We start from the raw sequence: 24,277 nt of genomic DNA on the forward strand, positions 1-24,277 counted from the left end.
TGACAACCCCCTCTATGCAGCGGGGAAAGGCTCCGCCAGGCTGATGCCGTCGAGCACCTTGGCCGTTTCGTCGCGCACGCGCAGCATCACACGATGCAGGCGACATTCCGATTCGGGCAGGCAATTGGTGCAGCTTTCATGGGCGAAGCGGCTGGCGCAGGGGGTCAGCGCCAGCGATCCGCGCGTCAGGCGGACGATGTCGCCATAGCTGATGTCGACGGGCGACAGCGCCAGCCAGTAGCCGCCGTCACGCCCGCGCTGGGTCGATACCAGCCCTTCGCGCGACAATTCGGACAGGATCACCGTCAGGAACTTGGCCGGGATGTTCTGACGGCTGGCGATCTCGGTCAGCGGCACCGGCCCCTGTCGATAACGGTCGGCAAGATGTTGCAGGGCGCGGATGGCGTAACGGGTCTTCTGCGACAACATGACCTATCCATCGCCCGCCCCGCCCCATATTACAAGGGAAACAGAAGACAAATCGTGCGACGAAGACATTTTGCCTCGACCGCCCGGTCAGGGCGCCAGAGCGGCGCGCGCCTGACCCGGAAAATCGCTGAAAATGGCGTCGACGCCGGTTTGCACGACGGAGCGCACATAGCCCGCGAAATCGCCCCGCCCTTCCCGGTCATCCAGCCGCTGGAAGGGCGGCGGCAGGAAGGCGTTTTCCATCCGCAGCGTCCACACATGCACCTGGAGCCCGGCGGTATGCGCGTCGCTGACCAGCATGGTTGCGCCCTGCGGCGTCCACACCATCGACGCGGCCGGGCCGATGCCGTCGGCATAGGCGGCGATGTCCGCCAGCCCCTGGGGCGTCAGCATGTCGGCATAGCGGGTCGCGGGCAGGTCGGCCGGACCGCCCTCCGCATCGACAAGCTGGATGAGGCGCAGGCGCGACATCGCGCGAATGGCGCGCAGATTGCCGACCTCGAACGACTGGATGAAGACCGGGTCGACTTCCGTCATGTACCCGAACCGGTTCAGCAATTCGAGGAGCGGCCCCTGATGCGGCAGGCCGATGCCCGCGAAATAGCTGGGATGCTTGGTTTCAGGATAGATGCCGATGCGCCGCCCGGCTTCCGCCTCCTTGGCGCGGACCAGCTTCAATATCTCTTCGAATGTCGGAATGAGATAGAGGTCGTCGAAGCGCACATTGGTCGGCCGTAATTGCGGCAGACGCTCGCGCGCGCGCAGCGTCCGCAGTTCGGTGAGGGTGAAATCCTCCGTAAACCACCCCGTCATCATCTGGCCGTCGATGGTCTTTGTCGTCTTGCGATCGGCAAATTCAGGATGGTCGGCGACGTCGGTGGTGCCGCCAATCTCATTCTCATGCCGGGCGACCAGCACGCCATCGCGGGTCAGCACCAGATCGGGCTCGATATAGTCGGCGCCCTGGTCGATGGCCCGTTCATAGGCGGCCAGCGTATGTTCGGGCCGTTCGCCGCTGGCGCCGCGATGGGCGATGATCAGCGGTTCGGCAAAGGCGGTCGCCTGCGTCATGCCAAGCGCCATAATGGCGATCAGGGCGCGACGGAAGAGCGCCCGGCCGATCACGCGGTCGCGCGCCCCAGCGCGGCTTCATAGGTCGACGCCTTGAACCCAACGATGGACCTGTCGCCCACTTCCAGGATCGGGCGCTTGATCATCGACGGGTTGGCCATCATCAGCATCACCGCCTTGTCAGCGTCGATATGCGCCTTGTCGCCCGCATCGAGCGCGCGGAACGTGGTGCCCGACCGGTTGAGAATGGTTTCCCAGCCATGTTCGACGATCCAGCCGCGCAGCTTCTGCTCGTCGACGCCCGACACCTTGTAATCGTGGAAACTGTAGGAGGCGCGCGCGCCGTCGAGGAAGTTGCGCGCCTTCTTGATGGTGTCGCAATTCTTGATGCCGAACATGGTGATCATGGCTTATCCCCGGAAAGCGGTGACTTCGATTTCAATCTTCATCTCCGGCTTGATGAGGCCGGCGACGACGCAGGTGGCGGCGGGGCGAATATCGCCGAACACAGCGCCGAGCGGCGCGGCGATCGCATCCCAATAGGAAGGATCGGTGATGTAATAGGTGGCGCGGACCACATCGGCGAAGGAAAATCCGCCCTGCTCCAGCGCCGCGCCAATGGTTTTCAGCGCATTGGCCGCCTGGTCCGCCACGCCTTCGGGCATGGTTTTGGTTTCAGGGTCAGTCCCGGTGGTGCCGGCGACGAAGCACCAGTCGCCCTGAACGACGGCGCGCGAATAGCCGACCTGCGCCTCGAAAGGCGAACCGGAAGATATGAGAGTGCGGGGCATGATTTTCCCTTGAGTCTGTCTGTCGTGGGATCGGGGCGGCTTGTGCCGGGGGCAGGCCGCGCTGTCCAGCCATTTTACCGCACCGCACCAGATCGGAGGAAAAGGCGGACAGGGTTTAAGACATGGTTGGGAATTGAGCGGCTAGAAATACGCCATGGCCAGCCGCTATCCCCGCAACCGTCGCAGAACAGGAAAAGACGCCGTGCGCCTCGCCTGGGTCAATGAAACCCGCGCAACGGGACATAGCCGTTTCAAAAAGCCGTTGCCAAAGCACCGGCTCCGGCTGCCCGGCATTGGCGCCATGCCATGGCTGCTGGGCATCGTTCTGGCGGCGCTGTGGTTCGCCCCCACCCTGCCTGACTGGATGGAGGAGCAGGTCGACCGGCCCGCGCCGGACGCGCTGTCCGCCGAGTTCGCCCTTTGCCACAGCGGCGGCGGCGCAAATTGCGTGGTCGATGGCGACACATTCTGGCTGGCGGGCGAGAAATACCGGATCGCCGACATCGACACCCCCGAAACCCATCCGCCGCGCTGTGAGAGCGAGGCGGAATTGGGTGCGCGCGCGACCGAGCGATTGCAGGCTTTGCTGAACGACGGCCCTTTTTCGCTGGAAAGCGGCGAGCGCGAAACGGATCGCTATGGCCGCAATTTGCGCATCGTGACCCGCGACGGCCAATCCATCGGCGCGATGCTGGTCAGCGAGGGGCTGGCGCGGCCATGGGAAGGCAGCCGCCGCCCCTGGTGCTGACGGCTCAGCCCTGCGCCGCTTCTTTGCCTTGGGCATAATGGCGGGCGATCATGGCGCAGGCGATCAACTGGATCTGATGGAACAGCATCAACGGCAACAGCATCGGCCCGACGCTGGCCGCCGGGAACAGCACGCCCGCCATCGGCACGCCGGACGCCAGGCTCTTCTTGGACCCGCAAAATTGCAGCACGATGGCGTCGACGCGCGGCAGGCCGAGCACCCGGCCGAGCAGCCATGTCGCCGTCAGCACCGCCGCCAGCAGGCCTATGCACAGCGCCAGGATCAGCGCCAGTTCGCCGCCGCTCAAACGCCGCCACAATCCTTCGACCACCGCCGCGCTGAAGGCGGAATAGACGATCAGCAGGATCGAACCCCGGTCGACCCGGCCCAGCCAGTCCTTGTTGCGGGCGACGAAATCGCCGATCCACGGGCGCAGCATATGCCCCAGGGCAAAGGGCAGCAACAATTGCAGCAGGATCGCTTCGACCGCCTGCAATGACGGCCCGCCGCCCACCTTGCCCATGAACAGCGCGACCAGCAGCGGCGTCAGCACGATGCCGATCAGGTTGGAAAAGGAGGCGCTGACCACCGCAGCCGCGACATTGCCGCCCGCAATGGCGGTAAAGGCGATGGAGGACTGCACGGTCGAGGGCAGCAAGGTCAGGAACAGCAGCCCCATGCCGACCAGCGGCGGAACACCCGGCAGCATGGCGATGCCCAGCCCCAGCAACGGGAATAACGCATAGGTGCTGCCGAGCGTCGCGAGGTGCAGCTTCCAAGCCTTCGCCCCGCTCAATACCGCCTGCCGCGACAAGCGGGCGCCGTGCAGGAAGAACAGCAGCACGATGCCTGCGTCGGCCACCACGCCGATAAAGGAGGCGAAAGCATCCCGCGCCGGCAGCAGTGAGGCGAGCGCAACCGTCGTCAGCAGCGCCAGCAGGAAGGGATCAAGGAAAACGCGCAGCCGGTTCATCGCGCCTGCAATGCTGCCGTACACGTCGCAATGTCGGTATCGACCCCGGCGGGCGTGCGGGCGTCGACATGGGTCACCACCTGATCCTTGCCCTTTGCCGGGGCATAGAGATAGGCGTCGAGCACGCAGCGGCCATTGGCAAATTGCAGCTTGCGCCCGGTCAGTTCCCGAATGTCGAGCCGAGGCGTTCCGAACATCTGCGTCAAATGGCGCGCGTCCAGCCCCTTGAGTGGACCGGATTGGGCGAAGGCGCTGGCCGGCGGCCCCGGCGGCGCGACGGTTCCGGGCGATTGCGGCGGCACGATCGCGCCGCCACAGGCGGCGAGCGCCATGGGCGCGGCGGCGGCGATCAGCCTGCGAACGAACATCATGGGCGGCGTTTCCGGTTGGCTTGCAGCATGTGGACGGCCATAGCCGCGCTCCACACCGGCGCAAACAGGTTTGCGACCGGGATCAGGAAGAGGAGCGTGCCCGCCAGGCCCATCAGCCAGCGCGCCGCGCCGCCGATGGGCGGCAGGTCGGGATGGCGCGGTTCCACCATGTCGGCCAGATCGCGCCCCAGCAGATAGGCGTTGAGCGCCAGGAACAGAGCGGCCGTGCCGACCCCTGTCACCAGCAAAGCGATATAGAGCGGCAGGGCAAGGACGTTCCAACCGATCATCCGCAGGACAGACCGGACGGCAAAGCGCATCCCCTGCCCCGCGCCCACGGGACGGGCTGTCACCGCCGCCGCCGGATAGGATCGCTGCTCGACCGCGACGACGATTTCGTCCGCGAAGAAGCCCAATATCGCCATCGCCACCGCCCGAAACAGCAACCAGAAAGCGAACAAAGCGATCAACGTGGCGGCGGCCGCGCCCGCAAGGCCCGCCTGTTCCCCCGATCCCATCCATGCGACCAGCGCCCGGATCGCCCACCACAGACCGACCCCCAGCAGCGCAAACAGGCCGATCGTCAGCAACAGACTGCGGATCAGCACCGCGCGCGCGGCGGGCAGGAAGATGTCGGGAAAGGCGCGGAACAGGGCAAGGGGAACCATCATGCCGCTATCCGCCCGGCCGCGACCGCCGTCAACCGGCGCGGTTGCGCCGGTCGGCGCGCGCGGATAGAGGAGCGGGCGATATCCCAACACGGCCAAAGGACTTCTGCTTGACCGCCACCATGCCCGCCACGTTCGACATCGTCGCCATCGGCAATGCCATCGTCGACGTCATCGCCCGCACCGACGACGCTTTCCTGGCCGAACATGCGCTGACCAAGGGCGCGATGCAGCTGATCGACACGGCGATGGCCGAAAGCCTGTATGCCGACATGCCCGCCGCGATGGAAATCAGCGGCGGTTCGGCCGCCAACACGCTGGCGGGCATGGCCGCGCTGGGCAATCAATGCGGTTTCATCGGGCAGGTGGCGGACGATCAACTGGGCAAGGTATTCGCCCATGACGTGCGCGCGCTCGGCGTTCATTTCACCACCCCCGTCCGCGCGCAGGAGCCGCCAACGGCCCGCTGCCTCATCATGGTGACGCCCGATGCGCAGCGGACGATGAACACCTTCCTTGGCGCGTCGCAGTTTTTGCCGAAAGAGGCGCTGGACCGCGACCTGATCGCCTCGGCGAAAATCCTCTATCTGGAAGGCTATCTGTGGGATCCTGAACAGCCGCGCGCGGCGATGCGGGCGGCGATCGACACGGCGCGGAGCGCGGGGCGCCAGGTCGCCTTCACCCTGTCGGACAGCTTCGTCATCGACCGCCATCGCGCCGATTTCCTGAAGCTGATCGAGGAAGGGCTGATCGACATCCTCTTTTCCAACGAGAATGAGATTAAGTCGCTGGCCGGGGTGGACGATTTCGAAGAGGCCATCGCCGCCTTTGCAGGCAAGCTGCCTGTGCTGGTGTCGACGCGCAGCGAGCATGGCGCGATCGCCGTGGTCGACGGCGAGCGGTATAGCGCGCCGGCCGCGCCGGTTGCGCAGGTGGTCGACACCACGGGCGCGGGCGACCTGTTCGCCGCCGGGTTCCTGTCGGCGCTGCTGGACGAACGCGGGATCGAAGATTGCCTGAAACTGGGCGCGGCGGCGGCGGCGGAAGTCATTTCCCACTATGGCGCGCGGCCCGAAGCCGACCTCAGCGTCATCCGCGACGCGCTGTTCGCCTGATCGCTGGCCGGGGCGCTATCCCTTGCGGAACAGCGCCCGGTCTTCCTTGCCGAACCCCCAGCGCCAGATGATGACCGCATAGGCGCCAAGGATAGAGAATATGCCGAAGACCAGTTGCACCCATTCATAATGGGGCGGCAGGGCCATGAAGCCCGCGCCGACAAGGGTCGCCGCCGCCGCCGCCCATAGCAGCGGCCAGCGCCAGGCGTTGATCGGCGCGCCCAGCAGGCGCGACAGAAGCCGCGCCTTCACAATCGCCCCCAGCCCCAGCGCCAGACACAGGCCCAGTGCGGGCGCAGCGGCCAGCACCATGTCGCCATAGCCCATTTTTTTCGCCGCCATGATCAGCGCGAAGCTGACCAGCGCCTGCGCCGCGATCATGCCGAGCGAGATCATCAGATTGCGGTGCCGGGCGATATAGACCAGCGCGGATTCGCTGACGACCGCGGTCGCCGCCACCACTTCGGCCAGCAGCAGGAAACCGAGCGCCAGCGCGCCGCCTGCGAATTGGGGGCCGACAAGGCCCATCACCGCCACCCCCGGAATGCCCAGCGCCAGCGCAATGCCCGCCTGCGCGGCGATGATCCAGAAGCCGACCTGGCTCACCTGCCGCGCGATGGCGGCCAGATTGCCTTCGGCGAGGTTGCGGGTGATGACCGGGCCCAATATCGGGTCGAAACTCGTCTTGAGCTTTTGCGGCAGCGAAGCGACCTGCTGCGCCACATAATAGATGCCGACCAGCGCCGGGCTGACGAACAGGCCGAGGATCGCCATGTCCAGCCTGCGCGAACCCCATTCCACCCCGTCCGCCGCCGCCAGCGGCAGGTTGCGCCGCGCCAGCCGCCACAATCGCCCGGCATCGGGCCGCCAGCCATGGGGGACGCCATAATGACGCGCCATCGGGATGATCGAGGCGGCCAGCGCCGCGACCATCGACAGGACATAGGAGAGGATCAGGCCGTCGCGGGTGGAATAGAACGCAAACACGAAGGCCCCGATGCTGATCGCCCAGGGTTCGATGATGGAGCGCGCCCGCACCGTCGCGCCGATGTCATAGCGATAGGCGCAGGCGGCGAGCGCCACATCGGACCCGGCGACCGCGATGACGATCAGGGCCAGAAGCCGGTCAAGCCCGTTGATGCCGCTGTTGGGGAACATCGCCTGCGGAAAGGCGATCAGCGCGCCCGCCGCCGCCAGCGACGCCAGCAGCGTGACGACCATGGCGTCGGTCACCACATGATTATGGGGCCGCTGCGTCTGCGCCAGCGCCCCGGCCAGCCCGCGTTTCAACCCCAGCGTCGCAAGCTGCGCGGCAAACTCCACCACCAGCACGGCATAGGCGAACCTGCCCAGCGTGTCCGCGCCATACCAGCGCCCGGCAATGAACAGGAAAGGCAGACGCGCGGCCAGACGCAGCAGGAAACCGAACACATTGGCCCGCCCGCCACGCGCCAGAGCGGCGATGTCGCGGCCATCGTCGTCCACAGTCTGGGCGTCAGTCGCCAAAGGAATCGCTCTCCGCTCTCACCCCGATGGCGACCATATTTAGGGGATAATCGAGGGGCACGGGCAAATTTATTCGGGCCGCAACGGACGCGACAGCAGCGCGCCGACAATATCGGCCACCGGCGCGCGTCCTTCCAGCAGGGCGCAGACGGCTTCGGCCACCGGCATTTCCACGCCCGCCGACCGCGCCGCGTCGCGCAGCACCGGCGCGGTGAAGGCCCCTTCGGCCACGGTGCGGCGATTGGCCAGCAGATCGACTGCCGACCGCCCCTCGCCCAGGCCCTTGCCCAGCGAGAAGTTGCGCGAATTGGTCGAGGAGCAAGTCAACACCAGATCGCCCAGCCCGGAAAGGCCGCTGAGCGTCTCGGCCCGCGCCCCGCGCGCCAGGCCGAAGCGCGTCATTTCGGCAAAGCCCCGGCTGATGAGCGAGGCGCGGGCATTGAGACCCAGCCCCGCCCCCTCGGCAATGCCGCAGGCGATGGCCAGCACATTCTTGACCGCGCCGCCGATTTCCGCGCCGATCACATCGTCGCTGACATAGGGGCGGAATGCCGGGCGGGCGATACGCGCGGCCAGCGTGCGCGCCAGATCCGCGTCGGAGCAGGCGAGCGTGATCGCCGTGGGCAGGCCCTGCGCCACTTCATGCGCGAAGGTGGGGCCAGACAGCACCGCCAGCGGCGCGTCTGGGCGGACTTCGGCCACCACTTCCGACATCAGCAACCCCGTGCCCGCCTCGATCCCCTTGGAACAGAGGACCAGGGGGGTGCACGCGGGCGTCTGCGCCACCATGGCGCGCAGATGCTGGGCCGGGCAAACGATCAGCAGCATGTCGCAATCGGCCATGTCCGCCATCACGCCGGTAGCGATGATCGTCGGATTGAGCGCGACGCCGGGCAGATAAGCGCTATTGGCATGGTCGCCGTTGATCGCGGCCACGACATCGGCCTCCAGCGCCCACAGGCGCACCGCTTCCCCGTCCATGCTGAGCGTATGGGCCAGCGCCGTGCCCCATGCGCCCGCGCCGATTACGCCAGCCTTCATGCCTTCACTCCCGCTCCGCGCGCCTTTTCAGCGTCCGGGTCCAGCGGCCATCGCGGTCGCGCCGGAACGCTCATATCGTCGACCAGCCCGACGGCATAGCGTTCCGCCCCCGCCCAGGCGATCATCGCCGCATTGTCGGTGCACAGCCACAGCGGCGGCGCGACGAAGGGGACGCCATGGTCGGCGGCGAGGTTCTCCAATGCCGCGCGGATCGCCTGGTTGGCGGCGACGCCCCCCGCCACGACCAGCGCGCCCGCGGGATGCCCGGCCGACAATTGCCGCCGGGTGCGGTCGACCAGACAGTCGATCACCGCCTGCTGAAAGGAGGCGGCGATGTCGTCCGCGCCGTATTGGCCGGACTGCGCCGCACGCATGACTGCGCTTTTGAGGCCCGCGAAGGAAAAATGCGGTTCGGCCGTGCCGACCAGCGGGCGCGGCAGGGGCACCGCCTTCGCGTTGCCCCGCGCCGCCGCTTGCTCGACTCTGGGACCGCCGGGATAGCCAAGGCCCAAAAGCTTGGCGGTCTTGTCGAACGCCTCGCCCGCCGCATCGTCGATGGTGGTGGCAAGCCGCGCATAGTCGCCCGGCCCCCGCACATGGAGCAACTGGCAATGGCCGCCCGAAACGAGCAACAGCATGTAGGGGAATTGGAGCGAGCGGTCGGCCAGCCGCGGCGAGAGCGCATGGCCCTCCAGATGATTGACCGCGATCAGCGGCTTGCCGGTCGCATGGGCGAGCGCCTTGCCGGTGACAAGGCCGACCATCACTCCGCCGATCAGGCCGGGGCCAGCGGTCGCGGCGATCACGTCGACATCGTCCAGCGTCATCTTTGCGTCGGCCAGCGCGGCTTCGATCAACGGCGTCAGCACCTCGACATGAGCGCGCGCCGCCAGTTCGGGCACGACGCCGCCATAGGGGCGATGTTCTTCCTCCTGCGTGGCGAGCCGGTGCGCCAAAATCCGCCCGTCGGCGCTCACCAGGGCCGCCGCGGTTTCATCGCAACTCGATTCAAGGCCAAGGATGATGGTCATTGCCGCTTCCCTCTAATGCCCATGGGCATTAGAGCAAGCCGCATATGACGATAGCCGACCGACCGTTGCGCCTTGGCACCAGAGGCTCCCCGCTTGCACTGGCGCAGGCGACCATGACCGCGCAGGCGCTGTGCGCCGCTCATGGCTGGGCGCAGGGCGCCATAGAGATCGTGATCGTCCAGACCAGCGGCGACCGGATTCAGGACCGGGCGCTGGCCGAAATCGGGGGCAAGGCGCTGTGGACGAAGGAGCTGGACCGGGTTCTGTTGGAAGGTGAAATCGACTTTGCCGTCCATTCGATGAAGGATGTCGAAACCATCCGCCCCGACGCCATCACCATCGCCGCCATGCTGCCCCGCGCCGATGTGCGCGACCGGCTGATCGGCGCGGAAAGCCTGTCCGCCCTGCCGCCCGGCGCGGTGGTGGGCACCAGTTCCCCCCGGCGCAGCGCGCAGGTGCGCCGCGCACGGCCTGACCTGTCGATCACCCTGTTTCGCGGCAATGTCGCCACGCGACTTGGCAAGCTGGACGCGGGCGAAGCCGACGCAACGCTGCTGGCGGCGGCGGGGCTGGACCGGCTGGGCCAGGGCGACATCGGCTGCGCCATTCCGGTCGACGCCATGCTCCCCGCCCCCGCGCAGGGCGCGGTGGGGATAGAGACGCTGACCGAAAACCGGGCGATGCGCGACCTGCTCGCCGCGATCAGCCATGCCGACACCTTCGATTGCGTGATGGCGGAACGCGCGGTGCTGCGTGGGCTGAACGGCACATGCCATTCGCCCATCGCCGCACTGGCGCAAATCGCGGGCGAAGCGATACGGATCGAGGCGGAGATATTGTCCGCCGATGGCGCGGAATGCGTGCGCGGCGAGGCCGGTATCGCACGCGGCGACGACGCCGGGGCGATGGCGCTGGGCCGGTCGCTGCTCGATCGCGCCAGCCCGGCGCTGCGGGCGCTGTTCGAGGCGTGAGCCGACTGTTGGTGCTCCGGCCCGAACCGGGCGCCGGCGCCACCATGCGCCGCGCGGCCGCAATGGGGATCGAGGCCCTGAGCTATCCTCTCTTCGCCATCGATCCGGTTGCCTGGACGCCGCCTGATCCCGCCGGCTTCGACGCCCTGATGCTGACCAGCGCCAACGCCGTGCGCATGGCGGGCGACGCTCTTGCTCAATATCGCAATCTTCCCGCCTATGCCGTGGGCCAGTGCACCGCCGATGCGCTGGCGCAGGCGGGTTTCGACCGGATCGAGACGGGCGAAGCCGACGGCAGCGCGGTCGCGCGGAAAATGGCCGAGGACGGCCGCCGCCATGTGCTGCACCTTCGGGGACAGGACGGCGCCCCGATTGACCCCGGACCGCTGCGAATCACGCCAGCCATCGTCTATGCCGCCTGCGAACGAGGCGATGCGACCGGGCTGGCCGCGATGCTCCAACCGGGCATAACGGCCCTTGTCCATTCGGCGCGCGCCGGGCGCAGGCTGGCGGCGCTAACGGACGATCGCCAGCGCCCCGGCATTTCCATCGTGGCGATCAGCGCGGCGGCGCAAACGGCCTGCGGCGAAGGCTGGCGCGCCATCGCCGCGGCGGCGCGACCCACGGACGAAGCGATGCTGGCCCTCGCCCGCCGTTTGTGCGATTGAAGTCCACGCATGGACGAAACAGCCACCACGGACAACAGCCCGCCGCCCGCGCCCATTCCCCCGGCCCGCGCCCGGCCCCGTTCGCTTATTCGCTCGCTGGGCCTGCCGATTCTGGGCTTTGCCCTGGGGGTCGGCCTGACCCTCTGGGCGCTGCCGCAGTTGGAACGTCTCTGGCAGTCGCAGCCCGCGCCCCTCACTCCCGCCGCGACGACTCAACAGACGCTGCCCATGGTCGCCAGCCCGGGCGCGGCGCGTCCGGCCGCCATACCCGACCAGATGCTCGACGCGCGGGTGCAGCAAATGGAGGAAAGGCTGACCCGAATCACGGTGGAGGCGCAGGGCGCATCCGCCAACGCCGCCCGGGCGGAAGGGCTGCTCGTCGCCTTCGCCGCTCGCCGTGCGCTCGATAGCGGCGCGCCGCTCGGCTATGTCGAGGGGCAGTTGCGCCTGCGCTTTGGCCAGGCTCAGCCCCGCGCCGTCGCCACCATCATCAACGCCTCGCGCCAGCCGTTGACCCTTGTCGACCTGCGCGGCGGATTGCTGGACATAGCGGAAGGGCTGACCGCTGCGGCCGAGCGCGACTGGTGGAGCGCCATGGAACAAGAGGCGAAGGCGCTTGTCACCTTCCGCCGATCGACAACGCCTTCGCCCCGGCCGCAGGCCGCGCTGGATCGCGCCTTGCGCTATATCGACGCTGGTCGCGTGTCCGCCGCGCTGGCGGAAGTGGACGCGATGCCCGGAAAGGGGGTCGCCGCCCGTTGGGTGCAATCGGCCCGCCGTTATCTCGACGCGCGCCGGGCGCTCGACCTCATCGAAACCGCCGCCATATTGGAACCGCGCCAGTTGCGCGCATCCGACGGGGCGACCGTGCAGACCACTTCACCACTGGCACCCTAAAGCCGATTATCGCCCAGCCGTTTCAAAGACGCGATGAAACCTGTGGACGATTGCAGCGTTTGTCACGACATTGTCATCTTTGCCGCAAGCGCAAGGGAGTGTCGTTGCCGTGCCGTTGTCCATCCCCCAATTGTCCGCGCGCAGCGCTCGTACGAAGGGCGCCATTGCACGGCCGGGGCTGTCGCATCTCATCGGCAATTTTGCGCTCCCCTATGATATCTGGCGCACAGGCCGGTCGCTGGATCTGCTGGCGTCCACCATGGCGCGCGGCGACGGCCGCCCGGTGATGCTGATTCCCGGCCTGCTGGCGTCGGGCCGCCGGATGGAGGCGATGCGCGATGTCCTGTCCCGCGCAGGCTATGAGGCGCATGACTGGGGCCTGGGCCGCAATTGCGGGCCGCGCACCGACATATTGGACCGGATCGACGCCAGCATCAGCGCCATCAAGCGCGACAATGGCGCGCCCGTCACGCTGGTCGGGTGGAGCCTGGGCGGCCTTTATGCGCGCGAATATGCCAAGGCGATGCCGCACCGGGTGCGCGGCGTCGTCACCATGGGCACGCCCTTTTCGGGCGACCCGCGCGCCAATCATGCCTGGCGGATTTATGAGAGGGTAGCGGGCTTTCCGGTCGACGCGCCGCCCTTCCCCTGTCGCCGCGAGGAAAAGCCGCCGGTGCCGACCATTGCCCTGTGGTCGCGGCGTGACGGGGTCATCCAGCCCGATTGCGCCGCCGGACGTTCGGGCGAGCGCGACCGCGCGATCGAGGTGGATTGCACCCATATGGGCTTTGCAGCCGCGCCCGAAGGCATAGCGGCGGTCGGCCGGGCTCTCGCCCTGCTGCCATAAGGTCGTTCCGGTTTTGACTGGACCGGAACGAACCGTATTTTTTGTTTGTTTCCCGTGATTTCCGCGTCGGCAGCTGTTTACACCTGCCTCGAAATCACTCTAACCGGCAGCCAGCGCGTCCATGATCTGGCGAACCGGGCTGATGTCATAGCCCGCCGCCGCCGCCTGCGCGCTCAGCACATCGGGATGTTCGCCCGCCCGCGCGCGGGTGAGCGACCACAGGAGCGTGCTGCGCGTGCCCGACCGGCAATAGGCCAGCGCCTTGCCCGTTCCCGCCTGCTCCAGCGCGGCGGCCATGCCGTCGAGCTGCCAGGGGGCAAAGCCGCCATGCGATACCGGCACGGCGGCATAACCAAGGCCCGCAGCCTTCGCCGCCGCCTCGACCTCTGCCCCGTTGACCTGTCCGGGTTCCTCGTCATCGGGGCGATTGTTGATGATCATCGTCACGCCCATGGCCCTGGCCTCCTCCACCTGATCGACGCTGATCTGCGGCGAAACATACATGTTGTCGGTCAATCGGCGGAACATCGGCGTCTCCTCTAATCTGCCCTGTCCATGCGCCCACGCAAGGCGGGTTTCAAGCCCCGCGCTTCAGGCAAAGGGCCGGATCGCGGCCAGGAATGCGTCGCCATAGGCGTCGAGCTTGCGCTGGCCGATGCCGCTGATCGTCGCCAGTTCGGACAGGCTGGTCGGCCGCTGCTCCGCCATTTCGCGCAGGGTCGAATCGTGGAAGATGACATAGGGCGGCACACCCGCCTCCTGCGCCAGTTCGCGGCGGCAGGCGCGCAGCGCATCAAACAGCGGATCGCCAACCGGATTGGCCGCGCCCGCCCCGCGCGCATTGCGGCGACGCTGGCGCTTGGGCGGCAGGATGACCCGCACCTCCTCTTCCCCGCGCAGGATCGGCCGGGCGTTGGGGCCCAGCTTCAGGCCGCCATGCTCGGTCGTTTCCAGCGCGTCGCGCACCAGCAAGGCGCGGGAGACGGGGCGCAGCAACGCCCCCTCGTCCCCCGCGACGATGCCGTGAACGGAAATGCGATCATGCCCGCGCTCGCGAATCCGGTCGGTGACGGCGCCGGTCAGCACCTGTTCGATATGGCCCAGGCCAAAACTCTGCCCGGTGCGGTAGACGGCGGACAGCAATTTGCGCGCGGTTTCCGTGGCGTCGATGCTGTCGGGTGGCGACAGGCAATTGTCGCAATTGCCGCAGCGTTCGGGCGGGCTTTCGCCAAAGTGGCGCAGCAGGATCGCGCGGCGGCATGTGCCCGTTTCCACCAGCGCGCCCAGCGCCGCGATCCGCGCCCGCTCGCCGGGCTGGCGCGCGGGCTCCAGTTCCATGATCCGCATTCGGGCGCGGGCAAAATCCTCCGCCCCCCAGAACAGATGCGCGACCGCCGGTTCGCCGTCGCGGCCCGCGCGGCCCGATTCCTGATAATAGCCCTCAATCGACTTGGGCAGGCCGGCATGGGCGACGAAGCGCACATCGGGCTTGTCGATGCCCATGCCAAAGGCGACGGTGGCGACCATCACCATATCCTCGCTGGCGATGAAGGCGGCCTGGTTGGCGGCGCGCACGTCGGGCGACAGCCCGGCATGATAGGCGCGCACCGGCCGCCCCGCCCGGCCCAGCGTCTCGGCCAGCTTTTCGGTCGCGGCGCGGGTCTGGGCATAGACGATGCCGGGGCCGCGCTCGGCGGCGAGCAGGTCGGTCAATTGCCGGGTCAGCCCATCGCGCGGCCCGACCGCATAGCGGATATTGGGTCGGTCAAAGCCCGAAATGATCATCCCATCGCGCGGGATGCCGAGCTGCACCAATATATCCTCGCGCGTATGCGCGTCGGCGGTGGCGGTCAGCGCAAGGCGCGGCACATCGCCAAATTCGTCCAGCATCGGCCGCAACAGGCGATAATCGGGACGGAAATCATGCCCCCATTCGGACACGCAATGCGCTTCGTCGATGGCGAACAGGGCGATGCGCGCCGACCGCAGCAAGGCCCGGAACCCCTCCGTCGTTGCCCGTTCCGGCGCGACATAAAGCAGGTCCAGCTCCCCGGCGCGCAGCCTGTCCTGCGTTTCGCGCCAGTCATTGTCGACGCTGGTCAGGCTGGCGGCGCGGATGCCCACCGCCTGCGCCGCGCGCAACTGATCGTGCATCAGCGCGATCAGCGGCGACACGACCACGCAACACCCGTCCAGCGCCACCGAGGGCAATTGATAGCAGAGCGACTTGCCCGCGCCGGTCGGCATGATCGCCAGCGTCGCCCGGCCCGCCATCACCCGGTCGACCACCTGCCGCTGCACCCCGCGAAAGGCGGGAAAGCCGAAAACATCATGCAGCAGGGTGGAAAGATCGCCCGCCATCCGATCAGCCGTGATGATGGCCGTCATGGTCCTGCGAAAGCGCCTCCAGCACATCATCCAGCCGCGCCGGATCGCCCAGCGCAATGACATTGCCGTCGCTGTCGGCGGTCAGCGGATCGCCCGACCAGTCGCACATCTGCCCGCCCGCGCCCTCGACCACCGGCACCAGTGCGGCCAGATCGTGCAGTTTCAGCCCCGCTTCGACGACAATGTCGACATGGCCCGACGCGACCAGCCCGTAATTATAGCAATCGCCGCCCCACACCGTGTCGCGGCACTGACCCGCCAGGCGCGAGAAATGCTCGGCGGTGCAGCCGGGGAAGGCCTGCGGCGCGGTGGTCGCGACGATGGCGTGGTCCAGGTCGCGGCAGGCGCGGCTGCGCACCGGGCGGCCGTTGAACATCGTGGGCTGCCCGGTCATCCCCGCCCAGCGTTCGCGCCCGATGGGCTGGTCGATGATCCCCACCGTCGGCCAGCCCGCCTGCGTCAGCGCGATCAGCGTGCCGAATATCGGCCGACCGGCGATGAAGCTGCGGGTGCCGTCGATCGGATCCAATATCCATACCCGCTCGGCATCCTCGCGGGTCGCGCCATATTCCTCGCCGATAATGCCGTCGCCGGGGCGTTCCTTCTCCAAAATCGCGCGGATCGCGGCCTCGGCGGCGCGGTCGGCCTCCGTCACCGGCGATTTGTCCGATTTGAACTCGGTGTCGTAGCGTGCGCGAAAAAAGGGGCGGATGGCGTCGCCCGCCGCATCGGCAAGGCGGTGGGCCAGGGCAAGATCGTCCAATGTCGTCATGCCCCCCGCCTAGCCGCTCGAACGCCGCTAGGCTAGACTGGCCGCACCCGATTCCGGAAAGGGAGAGGAAAGATGCCCGGTTCCCCGATGATCCCATGCCTGCGCTATGCCGACGCGCCCGCCGCCATCGCCTTTTTGTGCGAGGCTTTCGGCTTTGAGCCCCACGCCGTCTATGCCGATGATGCCGACCCGGCCATCGTCCACCACGCCCAACTGGTGCTGGGCGACGGGATGGTCATGCTGGGCAGCGCGCGCGGGGAGGATGGCGAATCGCTCTACCGCTGGTCGACGGTGCGCGATCTGGGCGGGGTGACGGGCTGCATCTATGTGGTCGTGCCCGATCCCGACGCGCATTGCCGCCATGCCCGCGACAGGGGCGCGGTGGTGGTGCAGGAACCGGCCGATAATGACGGCTATCCGGGGCGCGGCTACACCGCGCTCGATGGCGAGGGCAATGTCTGGAGCTTTGGCAGCTACGACCCCTGGGCGGCCGATTAAGCCTTCCGCAACGCAAGCGCGTTAAGCTTTGCGATCATGGCCGCCATCGGATGGATTTTCAGCCTGATCGCCCTCCTGGGCGGACTGACGCTGCTGCAGGACATGCCGATGGGCGGTTCGCCCATCATCGCGATCGGGTTGTTCCTTCTGGCGCTGCTCGCCTGCCCGCTGCTCTGGCGCGAACTGCCGCTGGGCGTGACGCGCGGCCAGCGCATCATCGCCGCACTGGCGCTGATCCTGTCGCTGCCTCTGGTGCTGCTGCCCGCCGCCTGAGCGACGAGGCCAGCCATCAATCAAACAGGCTGGAAACCGAGCTTTCGTCAGCGATGCGCTTGATCGCTTCGCCCAGCAACGGGGCGATGGGCAACTGGCGGATGCGGTTTGACTGGGCCACCGCGTCGGTCGCCTGGATCGAGTCGGTGATGACCAGTTCGTGCAGTTCCGACGCATCGACGCGCGCGACCGCGCCGCCCGACAGCACGCCATGGGTGACATAGGCGACCACGCCCTCGGCGCCCGCCGCCTTCAGCGCGGCGGCGGCGTTGCACAGCGTGCCGGCCGAATCGACGATATCGTCGATCAGCACGCAGAAACGGCCCGAGACGTCGCCGATGATGTTCATCACTTCCGATTCGCCCGCCCGTTCGCGGCGTTTGTCGACGATGGCGAGCGGGGCGTTGTCGAGCCGCTTGGCGAGCGCCCGGGCGCGCACCACGCCGCCCACGTCGGGCGACACGACCATGATATTCTTCTCGCCGAAACGCGCCTGAATATCGGCCGACATCACCGGCGCGCCGAACAGGTTATCGGTCGGAATGTCGAAAAAGCCCTGGATCTGCCCGGCGTGCAGATCGACCGACAGCACCCGGTCGGCGCCCGCCGTGGTGATGAGGTTGGCGACCAGCTTGGCGGAGATCGGCGTGCGCGGGCCGGGCTTGCGATCCTGCCGGGCATAACCGAAATAGGGAACGACCGCCGTGATCCGCTTGGCCGACGCGCGTTTGAGCGCGTCGATCATGATCAGCAACTCCATCAGATTGTCGTTGCAGGGGTAGCTGGTCGACTGGAGCACGAACACATCCTCGCCCCGGACATTTTCATGGATTTCCACGAAAACCTCTTCATCGGCAAAGCGGCGGACGCTGGCGTTGGTCAGCGGGATTTCGACATAGTCGGCAATAGCGCCGGCCAGCGGCTTGTTGGAGTTGCCAGTCAGCAATTTCATGTGCCCGAATCCCCGTGACAGATCGGTTACGTTGGCGAAGTCGCCGCCCCTTTAGCGGCGCGACCCCCCGCTGGAAAGGCGCTTTTGCGTGGCGCGGCAAAATGCTTTAGGGGGCCGCCATGACCGCCAAACTCGTGATCGCCCTTGCCCAGATGACCCAGTCGGTGGGCGACCTTGCCGCCAATGCCGACGCGATGCTGGAATGGCGCGCCCGCGCGACCGGCGCGGACCTGATCGTCTATCCCGAATTGCAGTTGATCGGATACCCGCCAGAAGATCTGGTGCTGAAACCCGCGCTGATCGAGCGCGCCGACCATGAACTGGACCGGCTGGCGCAGGCGACGGCCGATGGCGGCCCGGCGATGCTGGTCGGCACGGTGGCGGCGGCGCAGGGCGTGCTGTTCAACGTCGTCGCCCTGCTGGAAAATGGCGCGGTGACGCAGATCAGGCAGAAGCGCGAACTGCCCAATTACGGCACGTTCGACGAAAAGCGGCTGTTCGCGCCCGGCCCCCTGCCCGCGCCCATCGACTTTCGCGGCGTGAAGATCGGCGTTCCCATCTGCGAGGATATCTGGTTCGCCTTCGTCACCGCCCATCTGAAGGCGCAGGGCGCCGACATCCTCATCAGCCCCAATGGCAGCCCCTATGAAGTGGACAAGGACGAACGCCGCCTCAATGGCGTGGCGGGCACGCGGGTGCGCGAAACCGGCCTGCCGCTCGTTTACCTCAACCGGGTCGGCGGGCAGGACGAACTGGTGTTCGACGGCGCATCCTTCGTGATGAACGCCGACCTTTCCATCGCGGCGCAGATGCCCGACTGGGAAGAGGCGCTGGCGATCACGACATGGGAAAAGCGCGAGGGGGCGTGGACGTGCCTGCCCGGCGATGTCCACCAGCTGGATGAGCGGCCTGCCGATATCTATAATGCTATGGTTCTGGGCCTGCGCGATTATGTAAACCGCAACCGCTTCCCCGGCGTGGTGCTGGGCCTGTCGGGCGGTATCGATTCGGCTTTGTCGGCGGCGGTAGCGGTCGACGCGCTGGGGCCGGACCGGGTGTGGTGCGTGATGATGCCCTCGCGCTTCACCAGTCAGGACAGTCTGGACGACGCCATCGAATGTGCGCGCCTGCTGGGCGTGCGTTATGACAACATCCCCATCGAACCGGCGGTGGGCGCGTTCGACGCGATGCTGGCGGATGTGTTTTCGGGCCGCAATCGCGACCTGACCGAGGAAAATATCCAGTCGCGCATCCGCGGCGTCACGCTGATGGCCCTTTCCAACAAGTTCGGCCACATGCTGCTGACCACGGGCAACAAGAGCGAGATGTCGGTGGGTTACGCCACCATCTATGGCGACATGGCGGGCGGCTATTCGGTGCTGAAGGACGCCTACAAGACCACGGTGTTCGACCTGTCGCGCTGGCGCAACGCGAACATGCCTTCGCTGGGCGTCGGCTTTGGCCCGCAGGGTCCGGTGATGCCCGAACGCGTCATCACCAAGCCGCCCACGGCCGAACTGCGCGACAATCAGAAGGATGAGGACAGTCTGCCCCCCTATGAGGTGCTGGACCCGATCCTTTATGGTCTGGTCGAGGAGGAATTATCGGTCGCCCAACTGGTTGCGCGCGGTTTCGATCAGGACATTGTCGCGCGGATCGAGCGGCTGCTCTACATCGCGGAATATAAGCGCCGCCAGTCGCCGCCGGGGGTCAAGATCGGCAGCCGCAATTTCGGCCGCGACCGCCGCTATCCCATCACCAACGCCTTTCGTTCGATCTGATCCATGGCCGTCGTCACCCGTTTCGCGCCGTCGCCGACCGGCCATCTGCATGTCGGCAATATCCGCGCCGCGCTTCACAACTGGCTGTGGGCGCGCAAGAGCGGCGGGCGCTTCCTGCTGCGGCTGGACGACACCGATCTGGAGCGGTCGCGCGAAGACTATGCCGACGCCATCCGCGCCGACCTGCAATGGCTGGGCCTCCAATGGGACGCGGAGGAAAAGCAGTCGCAGCGCTTTGCGCTTTATGAGGAAAAGTTCGCCGCCCTGCGCGCGGCGGGCCGGGTCTATCCCTGTTACGAAACGCCGCAGGAACTGGAATTGCGGCGCAAGATATTGCTCGGCCGGGGCCTGCCCCCGGTCTATGATCGCGCCGCGCTGACCCTGACCGCCGATCAGGTCGCGACCTATGAAGCGGAGGGGCGCAAACCCCATTGGCGGTTCAGGCTGGACCATGACCGGCCGATCGTCTGGACCGACCTGATCCGTGGCGATCAGCATTTCGACCCGAAATTGCTGTCCGATCCGGTTGTCCGCCGCAGCGACGGGTCGTGGCTCTATCTGTTGCCCTCGGTCATCGACGACGCCGACATGGGCGTCACCCATGTGCTGCGCGGCGAGGATCATGTGTCCAACACCGCGACCCAGATCCAGATGTTCGAGGCGCTGGGCGCGCCCCTGCCCGCCTTCGCGCATGAGGCGCTGCTGACCGGGTCGGAAGGCAAGCTGTCGAAACGGCTCGGCTCGCTGGGCGTCGCCCATTTCCGCGAGATGGGGCTGGAGCCGATGGCGGTGATATCGCTGCTGGCGCGATTGGGGTCGAGCCAGCCGGTCGAACCCTTCACCGATCCCGCGCCCTTGATCGACAGTTTCGACTTCGCCCATTTCGGCCGCGCGCCCGCCCGCTTCGACGAAGCCGAAATGGCCGCGCTCAACCACAAGATCGTGCACCAATTGCCCTATGCCGCCGTCGCCGACCGCCTGCCCGACGGCGTCGGTGAAGCGGGTTGGGAGGCGATTCGCCCCAATCTGGAAACGGTGGATCAGGCGGCCGACTGGTGGCGGATCGTCACCGGGCCGGTCAAAGCCCCGGCGGCGGAAGAGGAGGATGCCGCCTATCTGGCGCAGGCCGCCGCCACGCTCGCAACCCTGCCCTTCGATGCCGGCATATGGAAGGCGCTGACCGAGGCGTTGAAGGCGCAGACGGGGCGCAAGGGCAAGGCGCTGTACCTGCCGCTGCGCCGGGCGCTGACAGGGCTGGACCATGGCCCGGACATGGCCGCGCTGTTGCCGCTGATTGGCCGGGACGCGGCGCTCGCGCGGCTCAAGGGCGGCTGATCACGCCTTGCGCGCGATGCCGTTGGCGACCAGCGCGTTGGCAATGGCCGCCACTTCCTGCGGATCGCGGCTGTCGTCCCACACGCCATAGCGCAGGCCCAGAAACACGTTCATGCCCATGATCGCCCAGGCGTGAACCTCGTCCACGTCATCGCTCAATTCCCCTCGCTCCGCCGCCTTGCGCAGACGAGCGGCCATGCGCGAGGCGGTCGTTTCATAATGGGCGCGATAGGCCGCATGATCGACGAATTCCGCTTCGTCGATGATGCGATAGATCTCCTTGTGCTCGCGCGCGAATTCCAGAAAGCTCAATAAACCGATCCGTTCGGCGTCGATCCCGTCCCTAGCATCCGGCAGGCGCAGCGCGACATGGTCTCGCACCTGGCCTGACATATCGGCCACCAGCGCACGGAAAATATCGTCCTTGCTGGCGAAATAGGTGTAGAAACTGCCCAGCGCACAGCCCGCCCGGCGGGTGATGCCGCTGATCGATCCTTCATGGAATCCCTTTTCGCCGAACTCATCGGCCGCCGCCCGCAACAAGGCCCGGCGGGTGCGCTCGCCGCGCGCGGTGCGAGGCGTCTTGTCGTCCCGCGCGCTCGCCGATTCGGTCATGCCTGCTCCCATAGCTGTGTTGTTTTTGTCGCAGCATTACTGCGACATTGGTAGGGGCTCCTATATTTGAAGTTGAAAGCCGGTTCAACTTTCATTATCCAATCATTCAAAGCAATCCGGCAGCCCGGTGGACCGGGCGCCGCCATCAGGAGAGGAACCGCCATGGCCGTTCGCAGCACCGCCCTAAACACCTTTCGAATCCTCGCCCTTTCCAGCGCCGCCTGGGGCGGTTGCGTCACTCTGCCCGCTCTCGCGCAAGAAGGCGCCAGCGCCCCGTCCGACGATGAAGGCGCGATCGTCGTCACCGCGCGCCGCCGCGAGGAAACGCTGGTCGCCGTGCCCATCGCCGTCAGCGCCTTTTCCGGCGACAAGCTGGAATCGCAGGGCGCGCTCGACATCACCGACATCGCCAACGTCGTCCCCAACACCACGCTGGAGGCGTCGCGCGGCACCAATTCGACGCTGACCGCCTTCATCCGCGGCGTGGGCCAGCAGGATCCCGTTTCCGGTTTCGAACAGGGCGTCGGCATCTATCTCGACGACGTCTATCTCAACCGTCCGCAGGGCAGCCTCCTCGACATTTACGATGTGGAGCGGATCGAAGTGCTGCGCGGTCCGCAGGGCACGCTCTATGGCCGCAACACCATTGGCGGCGCGGTCAAATATGTGACCAAGATGCTGCCGCAGGAATTCGCGCTGAAGCTCAAGGGTTCGTTCGGCACCTATGACCAGGCCGATGGCGTGCTGACCGTGTCGGCCCCGATCAGCGACCTGATCCGCGTCGGCGGCGCCGTGGCCCGCCTGTCGCGCGGCGGTTTTGGCAAGAACCTGACCACCGGCGAGGATAATTACAACAAGGACGTCTGGGCGGCGCGCGCCACATTTGAAATGGGCGGCTATGGCGAACCGGTGCTGATGCGCATCACCGGCGATTATACCAAGGACAACAGCAATGCGCGCGGCGGCCACCGCCTGATGCCGGGCCAGCTTTCGGGCACGCCGATGCTCAAGGACGTGTTCGACACGCAGGGCGGCCTCACCGATCCCAAGCAATATGTGAAGTCCTATGGCCTGTCGATGAACATCAGCGCCGAACTGTCGGACAGCGTCACGCTGCGTTCGATCAGCGCCTGGCGCAAGGATGACAGCGCGTCGCCGATCGACTTCGACGCCCTGCCCGCCATCGACGTCGACGTTCCCGCCTATTATTTCAACGAGCAGCTGAGCCAGGAATTCCAGCTTCTCTATGACAATGGCCCGCTGAAGGGCATGGTCGGCTTCTATTATCTCGACGCCAGGGCCGACACCCTGTTCGACGTGCGCCTGTTCACCACCCTCGCTGGCCTGACCGCCTTTACCCAGGCCAATGTCGACACCGAAACCTATGCCATTTTCGGCGACTTCACCTTTGACGTGACGGACCAGATCAGCCTGTCGGCCGGTGGCCGTTACACATGGGACAAGCGCCGGGCCGACATTTTGCGCCAGAATTATCTGGGCGGCGGCTCGCCCGTGTTCGACGGCGCGGGCGTTCCCTTCGGCGCGCCCGGCACCGATTTCAACGGCGAGCGCGAATATAAGAAGTTCACCCCGCGCTTTTCGGTCAGTTACAAGCCGAACCGCGACCACAATGTTTACGCCAGCTATTCGAAGGGCTTCAAGGGCGGCGGTTTCGACCCGCGCGGCGTGGGCGTGAACGCGCCCGACCTCAACCAGGACGGCATTCGTCAGGACAGCGAAGTCGCCGCCTTCCTCAGCTTCGCGCCGGAACAGGTCGACAGCTATGAAGTCGGCTACAAGGGCAACTTCATGGGCGGCGCGCTTTATGTCGCGGTCGCGGGCTTCTATGCCGATTACAAGGATGTGCAGATCCCCGGCTCGGTGGCATGCAGCGTCGGCGGCATCGCCTCCTTCTGCGGCATCGTGTCCAACGCGGGCAAGGCGACGTTCAAGGGGCTGGAGTTTGAGAGCAACGCGCGCCTTGGCCGTGATGTGCTGACCGGCGGCGACCGCATCAACCTGTCGACCGCCATCGGCTATATCGACGCGAAATATAAGGAATATATCTCCAATATCGGCGGCGTTCCGACCGATGTCGCCGATTTCCGCAAGGTGCAGAACACCCCCAAATGGACCGCCAGCGGCACGCTGAGCTATACCGCGCCGGTCGGCGAGGGCAGCATCTATGTCGGCAGCACCCTGTCCTGGCGTTCCAAGACCTATCAGTTCGAAATCCCCAACCCCTATATCGACCAGAAGGGTTTTGCGCTGTGGGACGCCAGCATCGTTTACACCGCGCCCGACGACCGCTGGAGCCTCGGGCTCCATGGCAAGAACCTGCTGGACAAGGAATATAAGACCTCCGGCTACACCTTCGTCGCGGCCAACCCCACGACCGGCGCGATCATCAACAACGCGGCGGGTTTTCCGACCCCATCGCTGGGCAAGGAAGGCACGCTGACCGCCTTCTACGGCAATCCGCGCCAGGTTTTCGTGACCGGCACGCTGAAGTTCTGATCCGGCAGAGTCCCCCTCT

Annotated in this window: 26 protein-coding genes; 11 read left to right on the plus strand and 15 right to left on the minus strand. The window is 66.7% G+C overall.

Annotated elements, in window-relative coordinates:
• Window positions 1–12: 12 nt before the first annotated feature.
• The 4 genes from GGR44_RS12540 to GGR44_RS12555 form a co-directional block, all read right to left on the minus strand.
• Window positions 13–429 (minus strand): RrF2 family transcriptional regulator, encoded by a 417-nt coding sequence (locus GGR44_RS12540; RefSeq protein ID WP_183955943.1) that lies wholly within the window; start codon window positions 427–429, stop codon window positions 13–15.
• An 87-nt stretch (window positions 430–516) separates the two neighbouring features.
• Window positions 517–1,554 (minus strand): glycerophosphodiester phosphodiesterase, encoded by a 1,038-nt coding sequence (locus tag GGR44_RS12545; protein WP_425511320.1) that lies wholly within the window; start codon window positions 1,552–1,554, stop codon window positions 517–519.
• On the minus strand, window positions 1,551–1,907 hold the full coding sequence (locus GGR44_RS12550) for an ArsC family reductase (protein WP_183955944.1): 357 nt from the start codon (window positions 1,905–1,907) through the stop codon (window positions 1,551–1,553). The genes GGR44_RS12545 and GGR44_RS12550 overlap by 4 nt, the downstream gene beginning before the upstream one ends.
• 3 nt (window positions 1,908–1,910) lie before the next feature.
• Window positions 1,911–2,291, minus strand: a complete 381-nt coding sequence (locus GGR44_RS12555; protein ID WP_183955945.1) for a RidA family protein — start codon at window positions 2,289–2,291, stop codon at window positions 1,911–1,913.
• 202 nt (window positions 2,292–2,493) lie between these two features.
• Here GGR44_RS12555 and GGR44_RS12560 point away from each other — a divergent pair, with 202 nt between their 5' ends.
• Window positions 2,494–3,039, plus strand: coding sequence for a thermonuclease family protein (locus GGR44_RS12560; RefSeq protein ID WP_343052337.1), 546 nt, complete (start codon window positions 2,494–2,496; stop codon window positions 3,037–3,039).
• A 4-nt stretch (window positions 3,040–3,043) separates the two neighbouring features.
• On the opposite strand, the gene GGR44_RS12565 is transcribed toward GGR44_RS12560, so the two are convergent.
• From GGR44_RS12565 to GGR44_RS12575, 3 genes are read right to left on the minus strand one after another with little or no spacing between them, the layout of a single operon-like run.
• The gene (locus GGR44_RS12565) at window positions 3,044–4,012 is read right to left on the minus strand and encodes a bile acid:sodium symporter family protein (protein WP_183955946.1); all 969 of its coding nucleotides are present in this window, start codon (window positions 4,010–4,012) and stop codon (window positions 3,044–3,046) included.
• Window positions 4,009–4,383, minus strand: a complete 375-nt coding sequence (locus GGR44_RS12570; RefSeq protein WP_425511321.1) for a hypothetical protein — start codon at window positions 4,381–4,383, stop codon at window positions 4,009–4,011. The genes GGR44_RS12565 and GGR44_RS12570 overlap by 4 nt, the downstream gene beginning before the upstream one ends.
• Window positions 4,380–5,051 carry an EI24 domain-containing protein gene (locus GGR44_RS12575; protein ID WP_183956107.1) on the minus strand — a complete coding sequence of 224 codons (672 nt, stop codon included), beginning with the start codon at window positions 5,049–5,051 and terminating at the stop codon, window positions 4,380–4,382. Before GGR44_RS12575 ends, GGR44_RS12570 begins: the two co-directional genes overlap by 4 nt.
• Before the next feature lie 122 nt (window positions 5,052–5,173).
• Between GGR44_RS12575 and GGR44_RS12580 the strand changes: the two genes are divergently transcribed.
• Entirely contained in the window at window positions 5,174–6,166 is a 993-nt protein-coding gene (locus GGR44_RS12580) for an adenosine kinase (protein ID WP_183956108.1), read from the plus strand.
• Window positions 6,167–6,181: 15 nt separating this feature from the next.
• On the opposite strand, the gene GGR44_RS12585 is transcribed toward GGR44_RS12580, so the two are convergent.
• From GGR44_RS12585 to tsaD, 3 genes are all read right to left on the minus strand, one after another.
• Window positions 6,182–7,672, minus strand: coding sequence for a lipopolysaccharide biosynthesis protein (locus GGR44_RS12585; protein ID WP_183955947.1), 1,491 nt, complete (start codon window positions 7,670–7,672; stop codon window positions 6,182–6,184).
• A gap of 69 nt (window positions 7,673–7,741) precedes the next feature.
• Window positions 7,742–8,713 carry an NAD(P)H-dependent glycerol-3-phosphate dehydrogenase gene (locus tag GGR44_RS12590; protein ID WP_183955948.1) on the minus strand — a complete coding sequence of 324 codons (972 nt, stop codon included), beginning with the start codon at window positions 8,711–8,713 and terminating at the stop codon, window positions 7,742–7,744.
• On the minus strand, window positions 8,710–9,744 hold the full coding sequence (tsaD, locus tag GGR44_RS12595) for a tRNA (adenosine(37)-N6)-threonylcarbamoyltransferase complex transferase subunit TsaD (protein ID WP_183955949.1): 1,035 nt from the start codon (window positions 9,742–9,744) through the stop codon (window positions 8,710–8,712). The genes GGR44_RS12590 and tsaD overlap by 4 nt, the downstream gene beginning before the upstream one ends.
• A 44-nt stretch (window positions 9,745–9,788) precedes the next feature.
• Between tsaD and hemC the strand changes: the two genes are divergently transcribed.
• From hemC to GGR44_RS12615, 4 genes are all read left to right on the plus strand, one after another.
• The gene (gene hemC, locus GGR44_RS12600; protein WP_183955950.1) at window positions 9,789–10,715 is read left to right on the plus strand and encodes a hydroxymethylbilane synthase; all 927 of its coding nucleotides are present in this window, start codon (window positions 9,789–9,791) and stop codon (window positions 10,713–10,715) included.
• Entirely contained in the window at window positions 10,712–11,383 is a 672-nt protein-coding gene (locus GGR44_RS12605; protein ID WP_183955951.1) for a uroporphyrinogen-III synthase, read from the plus strand. Before hemC ends, GGR44_RS12605 begins: the two co-directional genes overlap by 4 nt.
• A 9-nt stretch (window positions 11,384–11,392) precedes the next feature.
• Window positions 11,393–12,280: a hypothetical protein gene (locus GGR44_RS12610; protein ID WP_183955952.1), complete on the plus strand. Its 888-nt coding sequence runs from the start codon at window positions 11,393–11,395 to the stop codon at window positions 12,278–12,280.
• 109 nt (window positions 12,281–12,389) lie between these two features.
• The gene (locus GGR44_RS12615) at window positions 12,390–13,127 is read left to right on the plus strand and encodes an alpha/beta fold hydrolase (protein ID WP_183955953.1); all 738 of its coding nucleotides are present in this window, start codon (window positions 12,390–12,392) and stop codon (window positions 13,125–13,127) included.
• 99 nt (window positions 13,128–13,226) lie between these two features.
• Here GGR44_RS12615 and GGR44_RS12620 read toward each other — a convergent pair whose 3' ends face one another.
• From GGR44_RS12620 to hisN, 3 genes are all read right to left on the minus strand, one after another.
• Window positions 13,227–13,655 (minus strand): protein tyrosine phosphatase family protein, encoded by a 429-nt coding sequence (locus GGR44_RS12620; RefSeq protein ID WP_183955954.1) that lies wholly within the window; start codon window positions 13,653–13,655, stop codon window positions 13,227–13,229.
• A gap of 63 nt (window positions 13,656–13,718) precedes the next feature.
• On the minus strand, window positions 13,719–15,488 hold the full coding sequence (gene recQ / locus GGR44_RS12625; protein ID WP_183956109.1) for a DNA helicase RecQ: 1,770 nt from the start codon (window positions 15,486–15,488) through the stop codon (window positions 13,719–13,721).
• A 4-nt stretch (window positions 15,489–15,492) separates the two neighbouring features.
• The gene (gene hisN / locus GGR44_RS12630) at window positions 15,493–16,287 is read right to left on the minus strand and encodes a histidinol-phosphatase (RefSeq protein WP_183955955.1); all 795 of its coding nucleotides are present in this window, start codon (window positions 16,285–16,287) and stop codon (window positions 15,493–15,495) included.
• Between the two features lie 72 nt (window positions 16,288–16,359).
• Between hisN and GGR44_RS12635 the strand changes: the two genes are divergently transcribed.
• The gene (locus tag GGR44_RS12635; RefSeq protein WP_183955956.1) at window positions 16,360–16,785 is read left to right on the plus strand and encodes a VOC family protein; all 426 of its coding nucleotides are present in this window, start codon (window positions 16,360–16,362) and stop codon (window positions 16,783–16,785) included.
• Between the two features lie 36 nt (window positions 16,786–16,821).
• Complete coding sequence (locus tag GGR44_RS12640) at window positions 16,822–17,058, plus strand: hypothetical protein (RefSeq protein WP_183955957.1); 237 nt, start codon at window positions 16,822–16,824, stop codon at window positions 17,056–17,058.
• A gap of 16 nt (window positions 17,059–17,074) precedes the next feature.
• On the opposite strand, the gene GGR44_RS12645 is transcribed toward GGR44_RS12640, so the two are convergent.
• On the minus strand, window positions 17,075–18,010 hold the full coding sequence (locus tag GGR44_RS12645) for a ribose-phosphate pyrophosphokinase (protein WP_183955958.1): 936 nt from the start codon (window positions 18,008–18,010) through the stop codon (window positions 17,075–17,077).
• 119 nt (window positions 18,011–18,129) lie between these two features.
• On the opposite strand from GGR44_RS12645, the gene GGR44_RS12650 reads away from it, so the two are divergent.
• Complete coding sequence (locus GGR44_RS12650; RefSeq protein WP_183955959.1) at window positions 18,130–19,791, plus strand: NAD+ synthase; 1,662 nt, start codon at window positions 18,130–18,132, stop codon at window positions 19,789–19,791.
• Between the two features lie 3 nt (window positions 19,792–19,794).
• Window positions 19,795–21,126 carry a glutamate--tRNA ligase gene (gene gltX, locus GGR44_RS12655; protein WP_183955960.1) on the plus strand — a complete coding sequence of 444 codons (1,332 nt, stop codon included), beginning with the start codon at window positions 19,795–19,797 and terminating at the stop codon, window positions 21,124–21,126.
• On the opposite strand, the gene GGR44_RS12660 is transcribed toward gltX, so the two are convergent.
• On the minus strand, window positions 21,127–21,741 hold the full coding sequence (locus GGR44_RS12660; protein ID WP_183955961.1) for a TetR/AcrR family transcriptional regulator: 615 nt from the start codon (window positions 21,739–21,741) through the stop codon (window positions 21,127–21,129).
• 162 nt (window positions 21,742–21,903) lie between these two features.
• Here GGR44_RS12660 and GGR44_RS12665 point away from each other — a divergent pair, with 162 nt between their 5' ends.
• Window positions 21,904–24,258 carry a TonB-dependent receptor gene (locus tag GGR44_RS12665; RefSeq protein WP_183955962.1) on the plus strand — a complete coding sequence of 785 codons (2,355 nt, stop codon included), beginning with the start codon at window positions 21,904–21,906 and terminating at the stop codon, window positions 24,256–24,258.
• Window positions 24,259–24,277: the final 19 nt, after the last annotated feature.

This window comes from Sphingobium fontiphilum (assembly GCF_014196635.1).
Lineage (GTDB): Bacteria > Pseudomonadota > Alphaproteobacteria > Sphingomonadales > Sphingomonadaceae > Sphingobium > Sphingobium fontiphilum.

What these genes read in the sequence shown, in the direction of transcription:
- GGR44_RS12650 (WP_183955959.1), top strand. Translation starts at nt 18,130, where the DNA reads ATGACCGCCAAACTCGTGATCGCCCTTGCCCAGATGACCCAGTCGGTG.
- GGR44_RS12660 (WP_183955961.1), bottom strand. Translation starts at nt 21,741, where the DNA reads ATGACCGAATCGGCGAGCGCGCGGGACGACAAGACGCCTCGCACCGCG.
- GGR44_RS12575 (WP_183956107.1), bottom strand. Translation starts at nt 5,051, where the DNA reads ATGGTTCCCCTTGCCCTGTTCCGCGCCTTTCCCGACATCTTCCTGCCC.
- GGR44_RS12640 (WP_183955957.1), top strand. Translation starts at nt 16,822, where the DNA reads ATGGCCGCCATCGGATGGATTTTCAGCCTGATCGCCCTCCTGGGCGGA.
- gltX (WP_183955960.1), top strand. Translation starts at nt 19,795, where the DNA reads ATGGCCGTCGTCACCCGTTTCGCGCCGTCGCCGACCGGCCATCTGCAT.
- hemC (WP_183955950.1), top strand. Translation starts at nt 9,789, where the DNA reads ATGACGATAGCCGACCGACCGTTGCGCCTTGGCACCAGAGGCTCCCCG.
- recQ (WP_183956109.1), bottom strand. Translation starts at nt 15,488, where the DNA reads ATGGCGGGCGATCTTTCCACCCTGCTGCATGATGTTTTCGGCTTTCCC.
- GGR44_RS12620 (WP_183955954.1), bottom strand. Translation starts at nt 13,655, where the DNA reads ATGTTCCGCCGATTGACCGACAACATGTATGTTTCGCCGCAGATCAGC.
- GGR44_RS12610 (WP_183955952.1), top strand. Translation starts at nt 11,393, where the DNA reads ATGGACGAAACAGCCACCACGGACAACAGCCCGCCGCCCGCGCCCATT.
- GGR44_RS12590 (WP_183955948.1), bottom strand. Translation starts at nt 8,713, where the DNA reads ATGAAGGCTGGCGTAATCGGCGCGGGCGCATGGGGCACGGCGCTGGCC.
- GGR44_RS12565 (WP_183955946.1), bottom strand. Translation starts at nt 4,012, where the DNA reads ATGAACCGGCTGCGCGTTTTCCTTGATCCCTTCCTGCTGGCGCTGCTG.
- GGR44_RS12635 (WP_183955956.1), top strand. Translation starts at nt 16,360, where the DNA reads ATGCCCGGTTCCCCGATGATCCCATGCCTGCGCTATGCCGACGCGCCC.
- GGR44_RS12580 (WP_183956108.1), top strand. Translation starts at nt 5,174, where the DNA reads ATGCCCGCCACGTTCGACATCGTCGCCATCGGCAATGCCATCGTCGAC.
- GGR44_RS12645 (WP_183955958.1), bottom strand. Translation starts at nt 18,010, where the DNA reads ATGAAATTGCTGACTGGCAACTCCAACAAGCCGCTGGCCGGCGCTATT.
- GGR44_RS12665 (WP_183955962.1), top strand. Translation starts at nt 21,904, where the DNA reads ATGGCCGTTCGCAGCACCGCCCTAAACACCTTTCGAATCCTCGCCCTT.
- GGR44_RS12555 (WP_183955945.1), bottom strand. Translation starts at nt 2,291, where the DNA reads ATGCCCCGCACTCTCATATCTTCCGGTTCGCCTTTCGAGGCGCAGGTC.
- GGR44_RS12540 (WP_183955943.1), bottom strand. Translation starts at nt 429, where the DNA reads ATGTTGTCGCAGAAGACCCGTTACGCCATCCGCGCCCTGCAACATCTT.
- tsaD (WP_183955949.1), bottom strand. Translation starts at nt 9,744, where the DNA reads ATGACCATCATCCTTGGCCTTGAATCGAGTTGCGATGAAACCGCGGCG.
- GGR44_RS12570 (WP_425511321.1), bottom strand. Translation starts at nt 4,383, where the DNA reads ATGATGTTCGTTCGCAGGCTGATCGCCGCCGCCGCGCCCATGGCGCTC.
- hisN (WP_183955955.1), bottom strand. Translation starts at nt 16,287, where the DNA reads ATGACGACATTGGACGATCTTGCCCTGGCCCACCGCCTTGCCGATGCG.
- GGR44_RS12550 (WP_183955944.1), bottom strand. Translation starts at nt 1,907, where the DNA reads ATGATCACCATGTTCGGCATCAAGAATTGCGACACCATCAAGAAGGCG.